This window comes from Synechocystis sp. PCC 6803 substr. PCC-P (genome assembly GCF_000284455.1).
GTDB lineage: Bacteria > Cyanobacteriota > Cyanobacteriia > Cyanobacteriales > Microcystaceae > Synechocystis.
The window spans coordinates 747261-761393 of sequence record NC_017039.1 but is presented as its reverse complement, the minus strand read 5'-3'; the positions used below and the strand labels follow the sequence as shown (position 1 = coordinate 761393).

At 47.6% G+C, this 14133-nt stretch carries 15 protein-coding genes; 1 reads left to right on the top strand and 14 read right to left on the bottom strand.

Annotated features, from left to right (window positions below):
- Positions 1-64: 64 nt before the first annotated feature.
- The 4 genes from SYNPCCP_RS03560 to SYNPCCP_RS03545 all read right to left on the bottom strand — a co-directional run bounded on the left by SYNPCCP_RS03560 (position 65) and on the right by SYNPCCP_RS03545 (position 5240).
- Complete coding sequence (locus tag SYNPCCP_RS03560; protein WP_020861510.1) at positions 65-2383, bottom strand: hypothetical protein; 2319 nt, start codon at positions 2381-2383, stop codon at positions 65-67.
- Positions 2384-2539: 156 nt separating this feature from the next.
- Positions 2540-3622 carry a prepilin-type N-terminal cleavage/methylation domain-containing protein gene (locus SYNPCCP_RS03555; RefSeq protein WP_010871893.1) on the bottom strand — a complete coding sequence of 361 codons (1083 nt, stop codon included), beginning with the start codon at positions 3620-3622 and terminating at the stop codon, positions 2540-2542.
- Positions 3573-4049 carry a prepilin-type N-terminal cleavage/methylation domain-containing protein gene (locus tag SYNPCCP_RS03550; RefSeq protein WP_010871892.1) on the bottom strand — a complete coding sequence of 159 codons (477 nt, stop codon included), beginning with the start codon at positions 4047-4049 and terminating at the stop codon, positions 3573-3575. Before SYNPCCP_RS03550 ends, SYNPCCP_RS03555 begins: the two co-directional genes overlap by 50 nt.
- A 48-nt stretch (positions 4050-4097) precedes the next feature.
- A complete protein-coding gene (locus tag SYNPCCP_RS03545; protein ID WP_010871891.1) occupies positions 4098-5240 on the bottom strand; it encodes a Tfp pilus assembly protein FimT/FimU in 1143 nt (380 codons plus the stop codon).
- Between the two features lie 555 nt (positions 5241-5795).
- Between SYNPCCP_RS03545 and SYNPCCP_RS03540 the strand changes: the two genes are divergently transcribed.
- Positions 5796-6416, top strand: coding sequence for a Crp/Fnr family transcriptional regulator (locus SYNPCCP_RS03540; protein WP_223211340.1), 621 nt, complete (start codon positions 5796-5798; stop codon positions 6414-6416).
- Between the two features lie 142 nt (positions 6417-6558).
- Here SYNPCCP_RS03540 and SYNPCCP_RS03535 read toward each other — a convergent pair whose 3' ends face one another.
- From SYNPCCP_RS03535 to SYNPCCP_RS03490, 10 genes are all read right to left on the bottom strand, one after another.
- Positions 6559-7866 carry a DUF58 domain-containing protein gene (locus tag SYNPCCP_RS03535; protein ID WP_010871889.1) on the bottom strand — a complete coding sequence of 436 codons (1308 nt, stop codon included), beginning with the start codon at positions 7864-7866 and terminating at the stop codon, positions 6559-6561.
- A gap of 247 nt (positions 7867-8113) precedes the next feature.
- The gene (locus SYNPCCP_RS03530) at positions 8114-8761 is read right to left on the bottom strand and encodes a Na(+)/H(+) antiporter subunit B (RefSeq protein WP_010871888.1); all 648 of its coding nucleotides are present in this window, start codon (positions 8759-8761) and stop codon (positions 8114-8116) included.
- Positions 8758-9357 (bottom strand): DUF4040 domain-containing protein, encoded by a 600-nt coding sequence (locus SYNPCCP_RS03525; protein ID WP_010871887.1) that lies wholly within the window; start codon positions 9355-9357, stop codon positions 8758-8760. Before SYNPCCP_RS03525 ends, SYNPCCP_RS03530 begins: the two co-directional genes overlap by 4 nt.
- A complete protein-coding gene (locus SYNPCCP_RS03520; RefSeq protein ID WP_010871886.1) occupies positions 9326-9622 on the bottom strand; it encodes a monovalent cation/H(+) antiporter subunit G in 297 nt (98 codons plus the stop codon). Before SYNPCCP_RS03520 ends, SYNPCCP_RS03525 begins: the two co-directional genes overlap by 32 nt.
- Entirely contained in the window at positions 9619-9912 is a 294-nt protein-coding gene (locus tag SYNPCCP_RS03515) for a hypothetical protein (protein ID WP_010871885.1), read from the bottom strand. Before SYNPCCP_RS03515 ends, SYNPCCP_RS03520 begins: the two co-directional genes overlap by 4 nt.
- The gene (locus SYNPCCP_RS03510; RefSeq protein WP_010871884.1) at positions 9867-10259 is read right to left on the bottom strand and encodes a Na+/H+ antiporter subunit E; all 393 of its coding nucleotides are present in this window, start codon (positions 10257-10259) and stop codon (positions 9867-9869) included. Before SYNPCCP_RS03510 ends, SYNPCCP_RS03515 begins: the two co-directional genes overlap by 46 nt.
- A complete protein-coding gene (locus SYNPCCP_RS03505) occupies positions 10256-11743 on the bottom strand; it encodes a cation:proton antiporter (protein ID WP_010871883.1) in 1488 nt (495 codons plus the stop codon). Before SYNPCCP_RS03505 ends, SYNPCCP_RS03510 begins: the two co-directional genes overlap by 4 nt.
- A 49-nt stretch (positions 11744-11792) precedes the next feature.
- Positions 11793-12143: a cation:proton antiporter subunit C gene (locus SYNPCCP_RS03500; RefSeq protein WP_010871882.1), complete on the bottom strand. Its 351-nt coding sequence runs from the start codon at positions 12141-12143 to the stop codon at positions 11793-11795.
- A 111-nt stretch (positions 12144-12254) separates the two neighbouring features.
- Entirely contained in the window at positions 12255-13718 is a 1464-nt protein-coding gene (locus SYNPCCP_RS03495; protein ID WP_010871881.1) for a cation:proton antiporter, read from the bottom strand.
- Positions 13715-14059: an NADH-quinone oxidoreductase subunit K gene (locus SYNPCCP_RS03490; RefSeq protein WP_010871880.1), complete on the bottom strand. Its 345-nt coding sequence runs from the start codon at positions 14057-14059 to the stop codon at positions 13715-13717. Before SYNPCCP_RS03490 ends, SYNPCCP_RS03495 begins: the two co-directional genes overlap by 4 nt.
- Positions 14060-14133: the final 74 nt, after the last annotated feature.

The following is a 14133-nucleotide window of genomic DNA, read 5'->3' as shown; positions in this document are numbered from 1 at the left end:
GCTCAAATGTAGCCATTGAAATAGTGGTCTCCTGGACTAGTTACGGGAGATAAATATACAAGTTTTACTGGTCAAAATTACGGGAGAAGCCCTCTTGTTTCAGAAATACAAACCGGGGAGACAGGGGCGGTAAATTCTTGGCATTATTGAATCGGGTATCATAGCGCCAATCTCGATTGGGTGCACCATATACCTGATTGCTCCATCGCCCCGTAACCCGCTCGGGTAATCCTGTACTAACAAAAGATCCTCTGTAGGTCAGGGTTCTCCCACCCCAATTTTCGTGGAAACGGGGATAGTTTTCTAGCCCACCATTGTAGCCGGGAGTCAGAGTTGAGTTAGTTATATCTGTACCAGCCAAAAATGCCGTGTTAACTGTTGTATCCTCCGAGACTGGGGCCGTCGTAAGAGAAGCTTTATTGAGCTGGAAATCATTATTAAGTCGTAAACGTGAAAGAACATTTAACGAATCAGCCAGTACACTTGCTGGTTGCCAATTGACAGTGTTGTAATTTCCCACCACATAGACTGCCTGATCACTGACAAAGGTTAAACCTGTGGGATCAAAGTTATTTGTAGTTTCTGCCAATCCTGGCAATTGCCTGCCCCCAACCAACACAAATCCGTAGGGACTAGCATTGGTGTTGGGGTTTGGGGTAGCACTGGCACTAACAGTGGCATGAAAAACTAAACCATTACTACTGGTGTCGGAAGCCGCTAAACCTAAGTTTTGGAAAGAATTCAGAGGAGCGGCATTATCTGCTGTGGCCGTGGTAAATAATAGTTGATTGGCAGAAATTAAGCCTGTACCAGCATTATCAAGATACCATCCCTGAAAATTCCAAACGGTCAAACTTTCTAAATTTATTTGAAGCAGGCGCATGGTTCTCGGATTACCTCCGTCACGCTCGCGGTTATTCACAAAGCTTAGTCCAGTAGCGGTGTAACCAGTGGCGGCAGGATCCCTATACTGAATGGGGGCACTGATAAAACAACCACCAGCTAAATCAGCAATTTGATTGGGAGTCAAAGGCAGTATCAAAGTTTGTTGAGCAGTATTCAAAGTCCCGAAGAGAATATTTCTTATCCCTGTTAATGCAGTAGTGTTGGCATTTAAGTTGAGAGGATCAATATCAGAAAAACGAACATTGGTAGCGGAAAAAGGAACTGGGATAGTTTGAGAGAGAATTGCTATACGGAGTGTATCTGATAGACCAGTTGGTAGAGTCGCAATTTGAGCTGGAGTCAGACTTGAACCAACACGAGTACAAACTCCTGCTGTTACTGCTGCCCCTGTTGCCAAAACGGGCTGACGTAAACTGGCCAATTGAGCATTGGTCAGCGTTGTAGAAGTTCCAGCGCCAAGCGCATCGCGTTTAGTAGCTGTGACATCAAACGGAATTATGGTCGTGCCAATACCAGGAACATTAACACCAGTTTTCTCTGGAGCATAAACAAAGTTGATATCAGCTTGTTGAGCATAGTTACCCCCAACCCCCAAGGTACTAATGGTGGGAATGGACAATGCCTCTACCCCCAGTTGTACTTGGCTTCCCCAACTGGCATTAACATTAGCCGGATTCATGGCCGCTGTTGTTTGGGTAGTGCCTCCAGTCCCTCCAGACAACAAATTAATCAAAGTTCCTGCTCCATTAGCAATTCGTACCCGGCCATCAGGATAAGTAGAATTATCATTTTTACGATGATTAAAAAGCTGATTACCAACTGTGACTTGCCCTGTAATTGTCAGACCGTTGGGTGCATTGTTGTTAGCCCCCAGAAAAAGATCGCCATTAGTGTGAACCGGACCTTCTAAGTCCATGCGGGCACCAGGCAAAATTTCTAAATCGTTGGCGTAGAAAGCGGCAAACTGAAACATGGGAATTTGCCTACTTTTTACCACCATTTCGGTCATGGCAATTACTTCGTCAGGGCTAGCACCTTCTTTAGCGCTAACTGCACTGATGGCATAGCGACTTTCCAGCATATTCAATCCCTGAAAAGTATCCCCTGGGGGCACTGTGCCCTGGGTAGCCACGCCATTGTTTTCTGGTACCACATAGCTGTAAGCCAGAATATTGGCTGTAGCGTCATCGGGGGAAGCAAAACTCGCCACCTTGCAACGGAAATCCCCGGTCCCCAAGTTAGACTGCTGTAGGCATTGGTCTAAAGAGCTAGGACTGGTGCCGCTAGGATTTCTATCACTCAGAAAAACTTCCCGTAATTCTTCTACCCGCATATTCAGGGCTCCTTCTGCACCGTAGAAACCACTACTTCCTATGGCAGTTCCTTTAGACGATAGGGTATGAAGCTTGGCTAAAATAGCATAGGCTACCAACAAACCGGAGAGGGTAATTAGTAGAGATACGACCAAAAAGAGCATATAACCCCTAGGGTTACTCTTAGGATTTCTAGAGAATAAAAATAGAGTCAGACGAAGATTACCAATCGCTTTATTTTTCATGACTTTAGTGAGTAAAAATAGCTGTAAGCAGAGTTATAAGAAGATAGAATAGACAAAAAATTAGGCTATATTGCTCTAGAAGTTAATCAAATTCCGTGGATAAAAAGTCTGAGTTTGGGATTTACCATTAATCTGGCTAACATTGCTGGCGGATAAGCCAGGAGTATTTTCGCCAATGCCGGGACGACTGGTAACGTTAATACCATTAATTTGGGACCAATTGTAGGTTGTAGTTAGGGCAGGGGCGCAGGTAAAAGTGCTAGTTTGGGGAAGAAGTCTAGTGCAATCGGAAGGAGTATTGTTTTGTATGACTGTGGCGGTAACAGTAAACTGACCGACGTTGTCAATAACATCAATGGAAACCCCATCAATAGTTGCTTGCAGAGTAGTTCCATTGAGGCGATAGCCCCGTTCTTCTAGAATTAGCAATTGGGTTGATCCGCCGGCAGTGTAATTATTAGTAAGGTTTCCCGTAACTCCAATGGCAGCCGAAGCTACCTGCCCTGAGGTTGGAGTCCCTGCGATGGCACTTCCCCCTGCGTCATAAATTGCTTCACTGGCATAGTTAAGAAATTCTCCTTGCCCATTGCCGTTGTAGATATAAACCCGTAGGTTGCCGCCATTGCTCTCTCGATAGCTTTTCCACTGGGCCAAATCATCAGGATAATTGTCTCCATTGCCATCTACAGGAGCACAACCAGCGGGAGGAATTTCAGGGGTTTTAGTACTGTCATCAGTGGATCGCAAGACAGTAATTTCTGTCTGGGCACCAGCGGTTACATCTTCACAAACCCTCAATCTGGTGGCTATTTTTAACTGACGGACAACGATTTCTGAATTAGTCGAACCAGTGGGAAAAGGTTGAATAGAAATAACTGGAAAGTTGGGATCTGTGCCAATACCTTCCCCCGCTTGGGTTATGGTGGGGCCCACTATTTCAAATACCGTTTTTAGATTTTGATTGGTGTCATTTTTAGCCGCGTCTTTTAAATACATTTCACGATTTACGGAGAAGGCAAAATAAGCTAGCTGAATTAAAATGCCGCCGATAATTACCCCAACAATTAGTTCAATCAGGCTCACACCACGGTTATTTTTTTGCTTGAATTTAGGAGCGGAGACGAGAAAAAACAGTTTGTACACGATAGATGGTTTCATTGGGATTATGGGGGGCTTTAACTTCAATTAAAATTTGGCGGGCAAAATCGTTTTCTCCCACCGTTGTGGAACAAGTCCCGTTGGGATTATCAGGATTCAAAATACTGCTTCTCGTGCAAATATATTGGTCAGCTTGGTATTTATTCCCGTTTTGTTCAGGCAGATTGGTTAATACTGTTTTGCCTAACTGGGCGTCCAACTCAGTCATGCTTTGACTACGGAGGTCATTCATCACGCTATTCGCTACGGATGTGGCACCGGTGAGTTGGCGGTTTTTTGCGTTCTGTAGGCCAAAGTTCATAAAAGCAGGCAACATTGCCGTTAAGGTAATGCTCAGGACAATAAGAGAAACCAGATTTTCCGTCAGGGTAAATCCACCCTTCATCGGTCTAGGATTGAAAATTTTCCATAGTTGTTTTGCTGACATGAACTGAGATCCTGTAACTAAAAAATGTTTGGTTGAGAATGTAGGAAACTATTTTTTACCCTCATTTTCTTTGCTGTCTTTCTCCTTCTCTTCTTTTTCTTTTGCTTCTTTCTCGGCTTTCTCTTTTGCTTCTTTCTCGGCTCGGCAAGGAGCACCTGGAGCTCCGGTAGGACATTCATCGTTATCCTTGTCGTTGGGAGAACAACCTTCGGGGCCATTACCTACGCCGTTATTGCATTTTTCACTAGTGCCAGTTTCACCTCCGCTAGTTTCAGTTTCGCCGCCGCTAATTTCAGAGCCTTCACCACCAGTACCGCCTCCCCCTGTGGGACTTTCACTACTGGTGGGACTTTCAGAACCTGCACCGCCGCCACCGGAGCCGGAGCCCATGGCGATCGCCGTCGCATTCATCGCCCCACCGGGGAAAATTACCACCTTGGCTTCTTCATTGGTGCGGGGATTGGTTAAAACCAAATCAAGATTGCTGGTCATCATACCGTCGGCATCAAACAGGCTGACTAGACCACGGCTGTTAATGCAAATAGACCAATTTTCCTCCGCCGCATTGTCAAATTTCCCCACCATGCGGATATCTGCGTTGTTTTGGGAGACTTTCTTGTTGACATTGAGATCTTCGTCCAGAAAGGCACTGTCATTCTTCCAATTTTTCACAGTTTCCACCTTTGTCCCCACTGCTTTCTCCCCCACCGGAGCCCCAAGGGTTATGGTGCTATTGCCAAAATTAACCGAGAGCGCATCCGCTTCTGTCCCCCCCACCTTGAGGCGATCGCCAATGGCAAATCCACTCACATCATTCAAGGCAATGGTGGTATCGGTCGCTAGGGAGGCTTCCCGCAGAGTGGCATTGGCCTGGCAACTACCGCTTCGGATCCTTTGCACCTGGATTGCTTGACTAGGATTGTTGGGATTAGCAGTGATGCGATAGGTGGACGTACTATTTACTGCCCTAGTTCTAGCGGTCTTGATGACGCTCTGCAGGCGGTCTTGGCTATTCTTGAGCGGATTTTCGTACCATGGCTTAGCGTTGACCACAATCCCAGACAGAATGCCAATCACCACCACGACTACTACCAACTCCATGAGGGTGTATCCAGAAACAGGGGCAGTCCTTTGGTCGTTCCTAGCCAAAAGCAGAATTGAGCGGAGCTTGAAAAATGGAGACTTGTACATGGTCGATTGGGGTTTTTGGGAAGTCAGCAAAGACCGTGGGGAAGTCTTTTATTGGTTTTTCTGGGTCAAATTTCAGGTTAATAGCTAAGTGCTTAAAGCTCAAATAAAGGGATTTTAAATTTCTCTTAAAGGCAAACAAAGGGGTTCAAGTCACAGGGAATAGATGGGGGGGAGGGGGATTGTAGGAAGGTGAAGTATGGGCCTAAAAACGAAGTTTTAGAGAACATCTCTGGACTATTGCTAGTCAAATTAAACACATATTGTCATAGGATGGGTGACAACTAACATCACCTAGATGATAAGTTAATTTACAACAAATGATTGTTAGCCAGCTCACCAAAACCTGTGACAATAAACACCAAAACAGTTTACTTGTTTCTATAATTTTCCCTGAAACTGGGGTTTGAGAGGGTCTAGGGGAGAATTTAGTTATTGTTTGGATATATTGTCATGGCACCACAAAAGCCGTCAACAAAACAACTTAAACAGTTGGCCAGTGAGATTTCTTTTTTTCGGTCTATATCGAAAGATTTGTTGATCGCAAACATAAATTATTTGAGTTTTCGTAATTATCCCTGCAGTCAATCAATTTTATTTGATAACTATTACGGCGGGTCGATTTACTTTATCGCTGAAGGTTGGATCAAAGTATGTGCTATTGGTGAATCTTCAAAAAATAGTATCTATACTATTTATGGCCCGGATGAGATTGTAGGGGCGATCGCCGCAGTGGAAGAAGACTGGAATCCTAAGGAGGCGGTCACTCTGACTCCAGCCAAGATCTGGAGTATTCCCACCCAAGATTTTCTAAACTTGCTCAGGGAAGATCCCCAAGCCGGTATTCAGGTAGCGATTTTTGCATCTAAACGTCTTAGAAGACTCAACCAATATTTCCGCCTCAGGGAATCAGATAGCGTGACAAAAGTAGCCCATATTTTGCTGGAACTAGTGGGACATGGGAAAAAAACAATAAGCACCAAAAAGCATAGGGTATTAATACCGAATTTGCCCCATCGGGAAACAGCTATGCTCAGTGGAGTTACGAGGGAAACTGTCACCCGAACATTGGGTAAATTGGAAAAAAAAGGCCTGATTTTGCGCCAGGGGGCCACCATTGAAATTCTCAACTTGGACTTGCTGCAGCAACTAGTTAGTGGCAATCCCACTTCGATCTGATTTTGGTTAATTCCCCATGGGTCGAAAAGTCCGCTGGAGCGGTCAAGTTGCCGAGGCCAAACCTCAGCAGTTGCCCTTGTACGACTGGTTAATCTCCCCTAACCTTCCTTGATTCCGAATCTGGTAAACATACTTTGAAGGTCTAGAGCAGAGTGCGGGCTTTGAGTTGTAGGTAACGATCCACCAATTGTTCACTGACTTTGTCCGCCGGAGCATCCAACACTAAAACTCCTTTTTGCTTCAGCTTTACCAGGGCCAATTGCCGCTGTTGCAAAAGGTTAATGGCCACTGCTTGTTGATAGGCACCACTAACAGTAGTGGCCGGAGCATGGGCTAATTGATCCACCTGGGGATCCCGCAAAGTGACACAAAAGGGTAGATAACGGGGCGCTAGCTGGGTGAGGGCAGTGAGCAATTCCTGCGAAGCAGTGGGATCGATTAAATCGGTGATGCATACCACTAGGGCCCGTCGGGTTTGTTGTTGCACCAGTTTACCGATCGCCGCGCTATAATCCGGTTCCCGCAACACGGGTTGGAGGGGACTCAGGGTTTTTAATAATTTGGGTAAATACTGCAAACCCCGCTCCGGGGGTAACCAACTGACCACTTCCCGGTCAAAGACCCCTATCCCTAGGCGATCGCCACGATGGAGGGCCGCCACCGCCAAGGCTAAACTGGTATTCAACCCCCAATCAAATCGCTGTAATCCTTGCACCCAAGCGGTCATCAGCCGGCCTCGATCCAGCAAAATAATCACCGTCTGTTCCCGTTCTGGTTCCAACACCCGCATGAGGGGAATGCCCCGGCGAGCACTAGCTTTCCAATCTAAGTACCGTAAATCGTCCCCCGCCTGATAATCCCGTAGTTCCCGAAATTCCGTACCTAAACCGAGCTTCCGCATTTGTCTTAGGTTGCCCGTGGTAGCTTGGGCCAGGCGGATGGTCAAGGATTTTAGGCCGATTAAATCTGGGTGGACCGTCACCGTTTCTCCCTCCCCTACCGTCCATTGTTGCCAAGTCAGTTGCCAGGGACATAGTTGCCGCACATTCACCTTGCCCCAAACGTATTCCCCCCGCTGACGGGGTTGCACTTGGTAACTTAACTGGGTGCTTCCCTGGGGTAAAATTTGGGCTGTCTTTAACTCGTCCATGGCCAGAAATGGGGCGGGATAATCATCCTTGATTTTAGCGATCGCCGTGGGGCCAGAATTTTCCAGTGTGATGGTGACAGGGTTTTCCCGACCAATGGAAAGGGGTCCCAGAGGTTGCCGTTGCACTGTTATTTTTTGCTTTTTGCCTCGAACATAGTCAATGGCAGTCAGCAGCAACAGTAGTAAATCTGCTAAAACCAAGGCCCCCACTGCCCTAGGAACCGTATCAACTTGAGCTACCACCATAGCTCCACCGCCAATGAGCATTAGACAAATATAAAAGCGGAGAGTGGGAACCATGGCCTTACCGAAAACGGGGAAAAAATTTGATTACAACACCATTGTTAGAGCGTGTTTCAAAAGTCGAGTTTTGGCCGTTTAATCCCCCCTAGCCCCCCTTGGGAAGGGAGGAAATGTTACCAAAGTCTCCCTTTTTAAACCGGAGCCTTAGTGAGGAGATTTAGAGAAATACCTAGCCTTGCACTTTTCAAACACTTTCCAGTGGGGAAATTTGCGGTTAGCTAACCCCAGACCAACGCATCTCAACTCACAATAACCCCCGATAGCGGATAAAGACCAAAATCGCTCCCCAGGAACCGATCGCCACTTTTAGGGCCACCACCATGTTCAACAGAGGAATCCAGCCCGCATTATCCAAGGGAAAATTAATGCCCAGCAAACTCAGGGCGGCCAGAACGAGGAAAATCAACACCGATAACTTTTCTACCTTGGCGGCTTGCCATTTTTCGTACAGTTGATGCAACCATTCCGGCGAAGAAATAATGGCCACTAGACCAATGGCGGTTCCCCCCGCTACCCCGGCCGCAAAGCCTCCCCCCGGACTAAGGTGACCCCGGATGGCCAATTCTATGCCAATCAGCAGGGCAATCATGGCCCCCAATCGGGCCAGCACCACCGACGGAGCATCGCTCACTTGATAGACCATAGCGGCCGGCTTTTCCTCCGCCATCAAAAAGCGCACCCCCATAATGGCAATGGTAAACACCACCACCTCCAGCATGGTGTCGTACAAACGATTGCGGAAAATAATCCCCGACACCACATTGGGCGCTCCCGTTTGCTCTAGCAAATTCTCCACCACCGCCACTTCTTCTAATGGTTCTACAGCATTGCCCGTGATGAACAACATTTTGGCGTAGAACAATAGGGCCGCAATTAGGTAAACAATTTTCATTGGGCAACCTCCGGGGAGTATAGAGGGGGAACAGGACTGGTACTAGCAGGCACAAATTTAACGGCGATCGCCTGGGACACTAGGGCCGGAGCGAGAATTTCCTGCAACCGCACCACGGGGGTATTTAAAATGGCCACATCGGCTTCATACCAACAATGGATAGCCCGGGTTTGCCAAGCTTCCGTCAAACTGGCTAAATCTTCATAGGCAATAATTTCTAACCGCAAATGGTAAGGGGCGATCGCCTGGGTAATAGCCTGTTCATCTTCTGGGGCAATCAATTTTTTGCCGTCATCACCATCGGGGGGAGCAATGACCCCTAAACGCAGCACCAGGGAAGACCGCACCGCCACTGCAAACAGGGTAACGGATAACATGGTTCCCACCAACGCCTCTGTCAAGGCCACATCCGCTGCTCCCAACAGTGTATAAATCAGGGCCGCCACCGCCCCCAAAATCCCCCGCATTACCAAGGCCTGGTAGGGATTGCCTTGAATTACCACCAACAAAGCGCAAAAAGGCAATAGGGGGGTAAAAGCTAAAATTTCCGTTTGGTCTGCCAAATTAAACATTAGTGCGCTTCTCCCCGGTGGCACAGTAGGCCAACACGTAACCCAGAATGGTATTCCATAGACAAAGACAAATGATAGCTAAGAGCAGGAGGGGCCATTCCCGGGGCAGTTTCAGAAATAGCCCCACCACGATCGCCATGGAGCCGAGGGTGTCCGACACCGTTAGCAGATGGAGTTTAGTAATGACCGATCGCCGACTTTGAAGTAGGGGAAAAGTACCAAAGAGCCAAAAAAGAATGCCCATGGCCAGAAAACCGTTAGTCAGCCAGTTAATGATGGTGGTGATCATAGGGCCTCCATCCGGCGAATTAATTGGGCCAAAAGCATCAAAGCCGCATTACCGGCACTGAGAATTAAAACCCCCACCATGCCAATCATCCAATCGTCCCGCAACACCGACACCACCAAAATGATGATTGATGTTTTAGTGGCAACACTGGCAAAGGAGAGCATTTTCACCCAAATATTGCCCCGTTGCAGGGTGGCCAAGAGCGGAATAAACACCGCCAGTAACATAGTCCAGAGTAGAACAGTCATTTTTCTTCCTTCTTGGGGCCAAGATAATGAATTTCGTACCATCCCTCTTCGTGGTATTTCAGCACCAGGGTTTTGGGGGTAAAGGTAATTAGGAAAATATCCAGAAAAATTAGCCCCCTAGTTCGTTGGGGGGAAAATTCCTGCCGTTCAACCCACGTTCTGGTGTGGGGCTGGAGAATCATTTGCCAAGCTTCGATGTAAGCCTGGGGAATGGCCAGCAGAATTTCCTTAAATACCCTCAGCCCATCCCGCAAAACATAGGGAGGTATGGGTCGACGGGGAATTAACAGGGCCACGATCAGGCCGATGAGAATATTGCCCGGACGGAGATTGCCCGTTAACAAAAACCAAATGCCCAGCCGTAAACCAATATCAAGGAGTCCAGTCATATTAATACCGAGCTGAAAAGTAACATCAACATTATGGCCATGGTGCCGATCAGATGATCCAAGCGTTCCCCCCAATCAGGTGGTTGCCAAGGAATTTTCCGCAAACCCCACCAGTAAATGGCTGAACCCAGCAGAAAACTAGCGGTGGCTTTGATGCCGTTCTCCATGGAAAAAGCTTCGGGATAAATGACATTGCCCAAGGTTAAAGCCCCCAGCAGAAGAAGCACCGCTAAAAACAGGCCCCAGGGGGATTTGTCCAGGTCAACATTCTTGTCAAAGCTAGGGATGAGGAAAATAAATTTGGCCAAAATAATTGCTGTGCCCACCCCCGCCAAGTTCATTAAAATTCCCGTCCAGGGCAGTTCATTGAGGCTGAGGGTCTCCAGGGTCAGGGTTTTAGCTTCAAAGCCCGCCAGGATGGGTAAGCCAATGATAGAGGAACTGGCCAATACCATGGGCAACCATAATTTGTAGGAAATAGGTTGGGCCTGGAGTTTATCCAAATCTCGTTCCGGCAGACTGCCCACCAACAAAAATAGGCAAGCCTTAGCTAAGCCATGGGTCAACGCATACAATCCCCCCACCGCCGGGGCTACCAAAATAAAACCCATTTGGGAAATGGTGCTGTAGGCCAAAATGCGCCGACTATCCCTGGCAAACATGCCCAAGCCCATGCCCAACAGAGCGGTGGCAATGGCCAGACCCCACACCATCATGGCCAATCTTTCCGACAGGGAAGCAAAGCGCAACAGGGGTAAAATTCCCGCTTTAACCACAATGCCCGACAACAGGGCCGCCACAGGAGCACTGGCAATGCTACTGGTTTGGGGTGACCATAACCCAGAAAGAAAAATTTCCCCCTTAATTAACAGTCCTAAAAAAATAAGGGCGATCGCCTCGTAGGGGGCAGTGGCTAAACCTTGGAAATCCAGGGAGTTAGTGGCCTGATAAACCAACATCACCCCGATTAAATAAAACAACAAGGCCGTGTTGGTAACAAACAAATAACGCAACCCAATCCAACTGCTGGCGGCCTGGCGGGGGTAAATAATTAATAAAAAGGAAGATAAACCCACCACCTCTAAACAGACGTATAAACTGATTAAATCCGTAGATAAAAAAGCAGCATTGAGACTAACGTGGAGTACCATTAATTGGACATAAAAAAAGGTTGTCCTTGGGGAAGCCCAACAGTAAAGTAACACCGCTAGGGTAACTAAACCATTGGTAAGCAGAAAGTAACTCCCTAAATTGTCCAACTGCAAGAGAATGCCAAACCTATCCATTAACTGCCATTGCTGGGCATTGGGGAGGGCAAAACCCACCGCTGCCAAGAGAATGGTGCCCAGGGTCATCAGTAGGGCCGAGGGCCGCACCAGGGGACGAAACAGATAGCCCCCAAAGGCTCCCATCAGTGCCAAGACCAGGAGGGCGACGATGGCAATTAATAAATTGTTAGGGGCGATCGCCGTGGGAAAATTCATGGAAAAAATGGGTTTAAAAGCCTGATGTTAAACAATAAATTAACTTCGATTAAGACCAATATTCCCTTTCGATGGCGGCAATTTCTAAAGTGGGGTTTTCCTTGGCTAACTTCATGGCAATGACCAACATTAAAATTTGGGTAGAGAAGCCAATAACAATGGCTGTGAGAATGACTGCCTGGGGCAAGGGATCGGCGTATTGTATGGGGTCAGAGGAAACTTCCGCTCCCACAATGGGGGTAGTGATTCCGGTGCGGGCAGCAACGAGACAATAATAGGCAATTACTCCGGTGCTAATTACATCCATAGCCACTATTTTCATCAGTAAATTACGCTTATAAATTAAGCCTAAAAAACCAATCATTACGGCTGCGAAAATACAGGCTTCTGGCCCTAACATTACCCACCTCCCTCAGTTTGATTAATCTCCCCAGGTTATCAAATGCCATCGTTCTTTGCCCAATGGGATGGCTAAACCCCAGAGTCTGAGTTGTAGTAGTGGCAAAAGTAGTCATACTAAAATCCAGGCAAAGAGAATGGTTAAACTGATGCTCATCATGCCGAGCAGATGGTCAACCTGTTCTCCTTCATCGGGCAGTTTTAGGGTTAGCCTTTTGACCACGACCCAATATAGTCCTGCCCCCACCACGCAGGTCAGGGTAGCTTTGATTAAATTACTGGGGGTAAAGGCTTGCCAGTAAACCACATTACCCACGGCCAAACCGCCGAGTAACACCACCAACGCTAGGCCTAAGCCCAGGGGATAGGTTTTACCGACAAAGGTTGGTTTCAGGAAAACGAATTTGGAAAAGGAAATGGCTGTACCCACCGCGGCAATGTTTAAGGCGATCGCCAACCAGGGGGGCAATCCTTTGAGGGTCAGGGTTTTCGCTTCAAAGCCCGCCAGTAGGGGAAAACCGGCAATGGAAGAACTGGCCAGAAGCAGGGGAACCCAAAAACCAGCGGCAATGGGAGTTTTCTTCAGAACTTTGAAGTCCCGACTGGGCAAATTCCCCGCCAACAGGAAGAGGCTAGATTTCACTAAACCGTGGCTGAGAGCATAAAAACCGCCAGCAATGGGGGCCGCCAACACAAAGCCCATTTGGGAAACGGTGTGAAATGCTAACATTCGCTTACTGTCCTTGGCCAGCATGGCATAGACCACTCCAAATAACGCCGTGGCTACCCCCAAAATTTGTACTAATAATAGTAGTTGATCGGACAATAAAGCACAGCGCAATAGGGGCAAAGCTCCTGCTTTAACCACTGCCCCTGATAGCATGGCCGAAACTGGTGTGGCCGCTTCCCCATGGGTTTGGGGCAACCACAGTCCCGCCAAAAAAATGCCCCCTTTGGTCAACAATCCCAAAAATATCAGGGCGATCGCCTCTGGGGGAGCTTGGGTTAAACCGCTAAAAGCAAAGGATTGATTAGTTTTATAAACCAGTGCTACCCCGATTAAATAAAACAACATGGCAGTGTTGCTCAGCAGTAGATAGCGCAGTCCCAGCCAAATAATTCGGGGTTCCCTAGGATAGGTCATCAGGCAAAAAGCGGCGATCGCCACCACTTCCAGGGCCACATAAAGACTCATAAAATCCGCACAAAGAAAAGCGGAATTAAGGCTAGCGTGGAGAATGATCAGTTGGGCATAAAAAAAGGCTGAGCGGCCGGTATTCCAGCAATAGACCAACACCGCCAAAGTCACCAGGGCATTGGTCAAGAGGAAATAACCCGATAGGGCATCCAGTTGAAAAACAACGCCAAAACTGTCTAACAAATACCAAGACTGGGCTTCCGGCAAAGAAAATCCCAAATAGGCTAAAAATCCAGTGCCAAAACAGACGGCCAAAGTCAAAAAACGAATGGTGGCAGGCAATAAATAGCCAGTGAAGCCCGCCATCAAAGCCAAGCAAATGACCACCGTGGCCCAGGGCGCCGCATTAAATTCCGCTGAAACTGCAAATAGGGTCATGGCCAGTACTGTTTTTCAATCGCCTTTACTTCTAGGGTGGGATTTTCCCGGGCCAGTTTCATGGTGGCCACCAACATCAACGCCTGAATCGATAGACCAATCACAATGGCTGTGAGGATAACTGCTTGGGGAACGGGATCGGCATAGGGAATGGTGGATTCCTGGCTAGTGACAATAGGAGTAAGAAAGCCAGTGCGGGAAGCGATCAGGCAATAGTAGGCAATGACTCCAGTGCCCATCACGTCCATGGCAATGATTTTCATAAACACATTAGATTTATAAATCAGACCTAAAAAGCCGATGATCACAGTCACAAAAATACAAGCCTCTAGGGCGACCATGGCCCGCTCCTCCTTATTTATTCGTTTAGACCAGCACAAACCCAGACCAATCAGGCCCGAATAATAGTTTGGCA

What these genes read in the sequence shown, in the direction of transcription:
- SYNPCCP_RS03560 (WP_020861510.1), bottom strand. Translation starts at nt 2,383, where the DNA reads ATGCTCTTTTTGGTCGTATCTCTACTAATTACCCTCTCCGGTTTGTTG.
- SYNPCCP_RS03555 (WP_010871893.1), bottom strand. Translation starts at nt 3,622, where the DNA reads ATGAAACCATCTATCGTGTACAAACTGTTTTTTCTCGTCTCCGCTCCT.
- SYNPCCP_RS03550 (WP_010871892.1), bottom strand. Translation starts at nt 4,049, where the DNA reads ATGTCAGCAAAACAACTATGGAAAATTTTCAATCCTAGACCGATGAAG.
- SYNPCCP_RS03545 (WP_010871891.1), bottom strand. Translation starts at nt 5,240, where the DNA reads ATGTACAAGTCTCCATTTTTCAAGCTCCGCTCAATTCTGCTTTTGGCT.
- SYNPCCP_RS03535 (WP_010871889.1), bottom strand. Translation starts at nt 7,866, where the DNA reads ATGGTTCCCACTCTCCGCTTTTATATTTGTCTAATGCTCATTGGCGGT.
- SYNPCCP_RS03530 (WP_010871888.1), bottom strand. Translation starts at nt 8,761, where the DNA reads ATGAAAATTGTTTACCTAATTGCGGCCCTATTGTTCTACGCCAAAATG.
- SYNPCCP_RS03520 (WP_010871886.1), bottom strand. Translation starts at nt 9,622, where the DNA reads ATGATCACCACCATCATTAACTGGCTGACTAACGGTTTTCTGGCCATG.
- SYNPCCP_RS03515 (WP_010871885.1), bottom strand. Translation starts at nt 9,912, where the DNA reads ATGGTACGAAATTCATTATCTTGGCCCCAAGAAGGAAGAAAAATGACT.
- SYNPCCP_RS03510 (WP_010871884.1), bottom strand. Translation starts at nt 10,259, where the DNA reads ATGACTGGACTCCTTGATATTGGTTTACGGCTGGGCATTTGGTTTTTG.
- SYNPCCP_RS03505 (WP_010871883.1), bottom strand. Translation starts at nt 11,743, where the DNA reads ATGAATTTTCCCACGGCGATCGCCCCTAACAATTTATTAATTGCCATC.
- SYNPCCP_RS03500 (WP_010871882.1), bottom strand. Translation starts at nt 12,143, where the DNA reads ATGTTAGGGCCAGAAGCCTGTATTTTCGCAGCCGTAATGATTGGTTTT.
- SYNPCCP_RS03495 (WP_010871881.1), bottom strand. Translation starts at nt 13,718, where the DNA reads ATGACCCTATTTGCAGTTTCAGCGGAATTTAATGCGGCGCCCTGGGCC.
- SYNPCCP_RS03490 (WP_010871880.1), bottom strand. Translation starts at nt 14,059, where the DNA reads ATGGTCGCCCTAGAGGCTTGTATTTTTGTGACTGTGATCATCGGCTTT.